Origin of the sequence: Mycobacterium sp. (genome assembly GCF_052145595.1) — a bacterium.
GTDB lineage: Bacteria > Actinomycetota > Actinomycetes > Mycobacteriales > Mycobacteriaceae > Mycobacterium.
In genome coordinates, this window is sequence record NZ_JBKQOI010000058.1 from 1 (window position 1) to 7,665 (window position 7,665).

The 7,665-nt window shown below is 67.3% G+C and carries 5 protein-coding genes; all 5 read right to left on the bottom strand.

Annotated features, from left to right (window positions below; genetic code table 11):
* A partial coding sequence (locus ACLP4W_RS03965; protein WP_442384332.1) for a single-stranded DNA-binding protein occupies window positions 1-385 on the bottom strand: 385 nt, incomplete at its 3' end.
* A gap of 169 nt (window positions 386-554) precedes the next feature.
* Complete coding sequence (locus tag ACLP4W_RS03970) at window positions 555-2,615, bottom strand: cytochrome c oxidase assembly protein (protein WP_442384334.1); 2,061 nt, start codon at window positions 2,613-2,615, stop codon at window positions 555-557.
* 28 nt (window positions 2,616-2,643) lie between these two features.
* The gene (locus ACLP4W_RS03975; RefSeq protein WP_442384336.1) at window positions 2,644-5,010 is read right to left on the bottom strand and encodes a glycerol-3-phosphate 1-O-acyltransferase; all 2,367 of its coding nucleotides are present in this window, start codon (window positions 5,008-5,010) and stop codon (window positions 2,644-2,646) included.
* On the bottom strand, window positions 5,007-6,776 hold the full coding sequence (locus ACLP4W_RS03980) for an HAD-IB family hydrolase (RefSeq protein WP_442384338.1): 1,770 nt from the start codon (window positions 6,774-6,776) through the stop codon (window positions 5,007-5,009). Before ACLP4W_RS03980 ends, ACLP4W_RS03975 begins: the two co-directional genes overlap by 4 nt.
* Window positions 6,773-7,665: WS/DGAT domain-containing protein (locus ACLP4W_RS03985; protein ID WP_442384339.1), on the bottom strand; the 893-nt coding region annotated here is incomplete at its 5' end. The genes ACLP4W_RS03980 and ACLP4W_RS03985, both read right to left, overlap by 4 nt.

Sequence of the window (7,665 nt, forward strand, 5' to 3'; positions counted from 1 at the left end):
CCGGGGCGGGCTCCGCGTCGGGACCGGTGTACCCGGGCTTCTCGATGCGCACGATGACGCGGGACAGGTCGGGGCCGACCGAGATCGCCCGCATTTCCAGCGACGAACGGCGATTGCCGTCCCGGTCCTCATACTCGCTGGTGTACACGTGGCCCGCCACGATCACCGGTGCGCCCTTGCCCAATGCGGCGCCCACCCCGGTGACCAACTTGCCCCAACAATTGACGGTGATGAACAGCGAGTTACCCGGCTCCCAGCCGCCGTCAGCGGTGCGCCGTCGCGAATTGCTGGCCACCCGGAACTTGATGAGTTCCTGATCGCCGACCTTGCGACGCTGGGGGTCGTTGACGATGTGACCGACCACGGTAAGCGGGGTTTCGAACATTGGCTGATCCCTTCTCGATTGCATTTCTCTGGCTGGTAAGGGGCTCAGTGAACGGGTCACCGCCCTTTCCGGCCGCCATTCAGCCCGACGCCACCGACGGATCGCACGGCAAAACAGCGCCAAGGCCGGCCCGGCGGGCTGCACCTGTGGAAGGAATCGCGACTGTGGATCAGTCCGCCGATTGGTGCGAGCGCCCCGGCGCTTCGCGCCGCGCGAGCTCGGCCAGCATCGCGTTGTAGGCGGTCAGCTCGGCGTCGTCGTCGCGTTCGGCGGCCCGGTCCAACCGCCGGGCGGTGCGCTTATCGCTGCGCGCCCACTGCACGAGCAGCGCGAGCATCACGATCACCAGGGGCAGTTCCCCCGCCGCCCAGGCGATGCCACCGCCCAATCGCTGATCACCCAGCAGGTCGGTGTGCCAGCTCAAACCCAGCGAGCGGTAATAGTCGGCGCCGAGCACCTTGTGGGTGCCCATCATCACCACGCCGAAGAACGCGTGCAGCGGCAGCGACGCGAACACCACGCCCACCTTGGCCAGCGGCGGGATGGGCCGCGGCGTGGGGTCCACCCCGATGACGATCCAGTAGAACACGTAGCCGCTGAGCAGAAAGTGCATGTTCATCGCCACATGTCCGGCGTGACTGCCCACCGCGGTGCCGAAAAGGTTCGACAGGTACAGCCCGTAAAACCCGGCGACGAACAGCACGGTGGCGACCACGGGGTTGGTGACGAACCGCGCGTAGCGGCTGTGCAGCGCCGCCAGCAGCCATTCCCGCATACCGGGCGGATCGTTGCGGCGCGCCGCAGGCAGTGCGCGCAACGCCAGGCTGACCGGAGCGCCCAGCACCAGCAGGATGGGGACCAGCATCGAGAGCCCCATGTGCGCGACCATGTGCATGCTGAACATCGCCGGCATGTAGCGACCGACCCCCGACGACGTCACGAACAGCAACGACAGACAGCCGAGCAGCCAGGCCAGGATCCGGCCCGGCGGCCAGCTGTCGCCCCGGCGGCGCAGCCGCAGCACCGCCGCCACGTAGAGCGCGGCCAACACGATCGCGGCGGTGCCGAAGATGAGGTCGAAACGCCAGTCGAACAGGATGCGCGCCACCGTGGGCGGCCCGTCGAAGTCGTAGCCGATTTCGGCTTCGGGAATCGACGGCAGCCGACTCGGGGGCGGTGGCGGCGCGGTGCGGCCCAGCCCGACGGCAATGCCGAAGGTGAGGCCAAACACCGCGGCTTCGATCAGCGCCAACCGGACCAGGGCGCCGCGCGCTTGGGGGCGATCCGGATCTGCTTGCAGCGCAGCAACTCCCGCGCGCCGCTGGCGCCAGCCGACGACGCCCAGCAAGCACAGCGCGATGAACTTGGCGCACACCAGCCGCCCGTAACCGGTGGTCAGCAGGTCAGCCGGCAAGATTCGCACCAGTGCGTTCACCAACCCGCTGAGCGCCATCGCGATCCAACACCACAGCGCAATCGTCGAGAAACGCCGTGCCGCCAGGCCGATGTGGTCACCGTCGCGCAGTGCGTGGGCAAGCAGGGCGAGCAGACCGCCGGCCCACAGGCTGGCGGCGACGAGGTGGATCAGCAGGCTGTTGGTGGCCAGGTCGTGCGACCCGCCCGCCGACGAGTGACCGGTCAGTCCGAGCGGAATCAGCGTCACCAACGACCCGGCGAGCAGCAGCGGCGTCCATGACCAGCGCAGCACCGACAAACTCGCCAGCGTGACCACTGCGGCCAGGACGGCCGTCCAGCGCCAAGCGGAGGCGGTGTTGATCACTGAAGCCAGCGACCAGATCGTCACCGGGTTGAGGTGATCGACCAACGGTTGACCGGACACGTCGGAGATGGTCAGCGGGACCAGCAGGGCCGCACACACCGCCCACACCCCCGACGCCAACGTCCCCAGCCGAAGCGCGCGATATCCACCGGCGTCGAGGACGCCGCTGCTTTGCGGCGGCACCAGGAACGCCGCGAACAGAAACGACCCGACGGCCAGCACCGCGGCGATCTCCCCCGCCGCCCGGACGAACGGCAGCCCCAGCGTGGTTGCCGGGCCCGGATCGGGCAAACCGGTGGCGCTCAGCGCGCCCGCCAGCGAGAGCGCTCCTATTCCGGCCGCCGTGCAGCCCGCCAGCACCGCGACACCGATCAACGGCGGCCACACCAGCGCACGCGGCTTGGGAAAGGCCTCGCTGGAGGCCTTTCCGGCGGGCGGGGCAACCGTCATGTATCCAGGGTATTGGCGGGCATCCCGGCTACCGGGTTTGGCCGTCCAGACGGCCCTGACGCGCTTTGGCCTCGCGGGCGACGAACTGATTCCGTGCGATCCGCCCGACGTGGTCAAAATCCCGCAAAATGTCCCGCAATTCCCGCCGGAACGCGGTCCGCCTATCGGCGAGATCGGCCGCCGGCGCGATCAGATCCTGGTCGAGCACAACCTGGTACGCGGTGGCGAACAGCAGCATCGATACCGATTCGCTGCTACGGACCCTGGTCTGGGCCACGTATTGCCGGCCGATCCCTAGCGCTAACGCCGTCAGCTCTTTCTGACCGACGTCGGCCGGCGCATCGCGCAACACGTCGGCGACAATCTCATACGCTTCGAAGAACACCCGCAACATCGCGTCCGACATCAACGGACGCTTGGCGAACAGCATCGCGTCGACCTCGTCTCCCCCGGCGGCGACGTGCGCTTCCCAGTCGTCGTGCCACGCCATCTCTTCGGCGATGTTGTCCCGAAACGCGGCCGAGTCGGCGAAATAGAAATCGAACTTCAGCAGGTCCCGCAGCCGCATCGCCTGGGCCCAGAAAGCCTCGATGCGGTCACCCTCGACCCGCCCGGCGTGCGCCAGTGCGAGTTCGACAATCGAGGTCTCGAGGAAGGCGTGGATCACCGAGTTCCGGTAGAACGCCGCGGCGTGCTGCTCGTTGGGTCCGATGAGCCATACCGGCTCCCGACCGCTGTCGACCCGGGTGATCGGGTGCCCGTTGGACAACGCGTCGACCGCGGCGCGCACCCCGTCGCGCGTGCGCAGCCGCAAAGCGCTGGTCGACGTCGGGGTGTGCTTGCGCTCGAGATAGTCGAGGGAGTCCTGCAAGGTGTGGCGCAGCTGATCGAGCGTCAGCGCGGCGCCGCGGGTGGTCAGCAGCAACGCGCAGACCAAACCCGTCGCCGTCACCGGCGTCGCCCGCAAGATCCGCCAGGCGACCTCGAACGACATCTTTTGCAGCGCAAGCCGTTTGGCATCCCGATCCTGCGCGAGCGCACAGTGCGGCGGACCGAGGTACTGCCGCATCGAGACCGCCTCGGGGAAGCGGACATAGATCTTGCCGTAGTTGCGTTCGCCCTGCGCCTTGATGAAGTTGTACAGCCAGACGACGCCCTCCGGCGTCTTCTCGCCGCCGCGGGCGTAGGCGGCGTACTCGGCGGTCTCGTGGAGCTGATCGAAGCCGATCGACACCGGCTGCAGCAGGATGTCTTCGCTGCGGCCGTCCAGATAGGCGTCGGCCACATAGGACAGCAGACCCAGCTTGGGCGGCAGCATCTTTCCGGTACGCGAGCGGGTGCCCTCGATGGACCAGCTGAGGTTGAACCGTTTCTCGACGATGTAGCCGACGTATTCGCGCAGGACGTACTTGTAGAGCGGGTCGCCGGCGATGTTGCGGCGGATGAAGATGACGCCGGAGCGGCGCAGCAGCGGTCCCATCACACCGAACGACAGGTTGATGCCGGCGAACACGTGCACCGGTGGGAGCCGGTTCTCCTGCATCGCCACCGGCACCACCGCGCCGTCGATGTAGGAGCGGTGGGAGAACAGCAGCACCGCCGGGTGGGCTTCCAGCGCGGTGCGCATGGCCGCGACCTGATATTCGTCGTAGTCGATTTCCGGATCGAATCCGCGGCTGAGCGCCCTGCCGAGGACGCCGACCAGGTCGACGGACACCCGGCTCCACCCGGTGGCGAGTTCGTCGAGCATCTTCCCGGCTTCTTCGACGGTTGCGCCCGGGATCTTCTTCAAGCCTTCACGAAATCGCGTGGACGCCAGGATCTCTGGCTTCACCAGCCGCGGAGACTTGTAGTGCGGACCAAGAATCCGGTACTCGGCGCGTTCCAATGCCAAGATGGCGCGGCGAATGACGAAGTGGGCGAAGTCGCGCTGGTTTTCTCCGACGGTGGTGTCGCGCCATTGCTGGCGGAGTTCGGACACCTTGGCCGGCTCGCCGGCCACGACCCGCGCGCGGTGCGGATCGGTGCGCAGGATGTGGCGTTGTTGACGTTGGTTGGGGTGGTAGGGATCCCGGCCCGGCAGCAGCCCGGCCACCTTGGCGATCCTGCCGCGATCCGGCGGTGGCAGCCAGAACACCCGTACCGGCACGATGGAACGGTCGTCATTGGATTCCGGGCCGGGCTCGAGTTGCGCCACCAACGCCGTCAGCGCCGTCGGCGGCGAATCGGGTTGCGGCAGTTGCAATACGTCGAAGTTCGCTTCCGGGTTGCCGGCGCGCTGCCGGTCTACCCAGGCCATGACCAGCTCCATCTCGACCGGCGAGGCCATGGACGCCAACACCAGCGAGTCCTGCGCGGTCAGGACTGCGCCGGTATCCGCGGCCGGCTTGGTCACGGCCGCCCTCTGGGCGGCGAGCTCGGCGATTCACCGTTGACGGTTCCGGCCGTGCTGGGCTGTTGTGCCTCACCGCCTTTGAGTGCGGCCCTGGACGCATCCGGGCTCGCCTTGGCCGGCCTTGCCTTAGTCGCGGTCTTGGTCGCAGTCTTCTTCGCCGCGGCTTTGGGAGCCGCCTTCTTCGCGGGAGTTTTGGCGGCCCGGGTCGTGGCTCTTTTCGCCGCCTTTTTCTCGGCGTACAGATCGACGGCGGGCAGTTCGCCCAGCTCTTTAGCGGGCCAGCTGGTTAGCGTGTCCAGATACAGCTGACGCACCTCTGCGATGCGCTCGGGAAGCGTCTCAACTGTCCAGTCCTGCAACGAAAGTGGCGGGAACACCGCGACGTCGACGGTGCCCGGATTGATCACGGTGGAGTTTCGAGCGGCGACGAGCTCCGCGTTGCGGATCACGATCGGGACGATCGGGATCCCCACCGACATCGCGATGCGGAACGGCCCCTTCTTGAACGGCCCGACTTCGGTGGTGTCCACCCGGGTGCCTTCCGGGGCGATCACAATCGAGAGCCCGTTCTTGGCCCGCTCTTCGACCGTGTGCATCGTCTCCACCGCGGCGACGGGATCGTCGCGGTCGATGAACACACCATCCAGCAACTTGCCGAGCGGACCCATGATCGGGTCCTTTTGCAGTTCCTTCTTGCCCACGCCAACCCAGTTGTCGCGCACCAGCGCACCGGCAATGATCGGGTCAACCTGGTTGCGGTGATTGAAGATAAACACCGCCGGTCGCTGTGCGGTCAGGTTCTCCTTCCCGATGACGTTGAGGTGCACTCCAGCGGTCGCCAGCAGCAATTGGGAAAAGGTGGAGGTGAAGAAGTTGACACCGCGCCGCCGGTTGCGGGTTAGCACACCGATCCCCACCGCGCCGGCGGCAACCGGGAACATCGAGCCGACGCCGGCGAGTGTTCGCAGCTGTCGCCGGAGGCCCACGGGACCGCGACTGTTGAATCTCAGAATCGGCCAGCCCCGGCGCTTGGCCACGGCGGCCATCTTCCCTTCGGGATTGGTGGGCCGCGGATTGCCGACCAAGTACATCAGCGCGACGTCCTCGTCACCGTCGGCGTAGAAGTAGCTGTCCTTGAGATCGATGTCGTGCTCGGCGGCGAACCGCTGTACCGCGGCAGCTTTGCCGGGCCCCCACAAGATCGGCTTCTGCACGTCGCCGGTGAGCAACCCGTCTTCGTTGGTCTCGAACTTGTTGGTGAGCATGTTGGAGATCCCGAGGAAGCGCGCCACCGGGTTGACCTGGATGGTCAGGGCCGATGAGCTGAGCACCACGGTGTGGCCACGCGCCACGTGGGCCCGCACCAGCTCACGCATTTCCGGGTAGATCCGCGACTCGATCCTCTGGACAAAGAGTCGCTCGCCGATTTCCTCCAGGTCGTCCAGCAGCCGCCCGGCCAGCGCCGCGGCGGCCTTGCCGATGAGGTCTTCGAACTCGATGCGCCCGAGCGTGTGGCTCAGACCGGCCTGGACCATGCCGAGCAGCTCACTCACACCCATGTCGCGGCGCCGTAGGCGCTCCTGAGTCAGGATGACGGCAGTGAAGCCCGCGACCAGCGTCCCATCCAGGTCGAAAAACGCACCGATCTTGGGTCCGGGAGGACTGGCCATGATCTCGGCGACCGAGCCCGGCAACCGCATGTCCGGCACGGGCTTACCGGTCTTTGGGGTACCGCGGGCTTCGGCCTGTTCTTTGGAGACGCTCATGAGCCCGACACCGATCGAGACGCCGAACCGGCCGGCTCGGCGGAAAACGACGCGGGCACCGCGCGGGGTGCCGGGTCACCGGCCAGCGCCAGGATCTCGTCGAAACCCTCCAACAGGCATTGCGCGAACAACGCCTCGTTTCGCACCGACGCCCTGTCATAGCGCACGGTGATGGTGCACCACCCACCCCGGGAAATCAGCACCACCATCATCGCCACGCCGGGCAGCGGACCGATACCGTACTGCCGCAAGACCTTTGCGCCGGCGATGTAAGTGTCTCCCGGGTAGACGGGCACATTGCTGGCCTGCACGTCGGAGCCGACTACCGAGGCGGTTATCCCCTCCAGCACCGCGGTCGGCAACACACTCAGCACCGGTGCGATGGACCCGATGATGTTCATCGCGGGCTCGTCGCGGCGCTGCGTAATCTGCGCACGGATCTTCTTCATCCGGGAGACCGGGTCGGCGGTACCCAACGGCGCCGCCACGTTGACGCCGGTGAACCGGTTGCCGCCGGCCGTGTCGGCATCGGCCCGCAGGCTCACCGGAACCGCCATCGGCAGCGTGCTGATCGGCACACCAAGCGCCTCGTGGTAGCGGCGCAACGCGCCACACAGACCGGCGAGATAGGCGTCGTTGATCGATCCCCCGCCGGCTTTCGCGGCCTTGTGCAGGTCGGAGAGCGGGATGTCGATCGCTTCGGTGCGGGTGGCCAGGCTGCGCCGGCGCAGCAGCGGTGACGGCTCGGCGGCCCGGTTGATCACCCGCATACCCGACAGGGCGTAGCCGACGATCCCCGAAACCGTCGACGCGGGTTCCAGAACCGCCCGCCCGGCCACCGACACTGCCCCGGATACCGCGCCCAGCACGCCGCCGACTATCGCCATGG

Bases quoted from the DNA above. Each gene is read 5' to 3' on its own strand.
- ACLP4W_RS03970 (WP_442384334.1), bottom strand. From the start codon at position 2,615: ATGACGGTTGCCCCGCCCGCCGGAAAGGCCTCCAGCGAGGCCTTTCCC.
- ACLP4W_RS03980 (WP_442384338.1), bottom strand. From the start codon at position 6,776: ATGAGCGTCTCCAAAGAACAGGCCGAAGCCCGCGGTACCCCAAAGACC.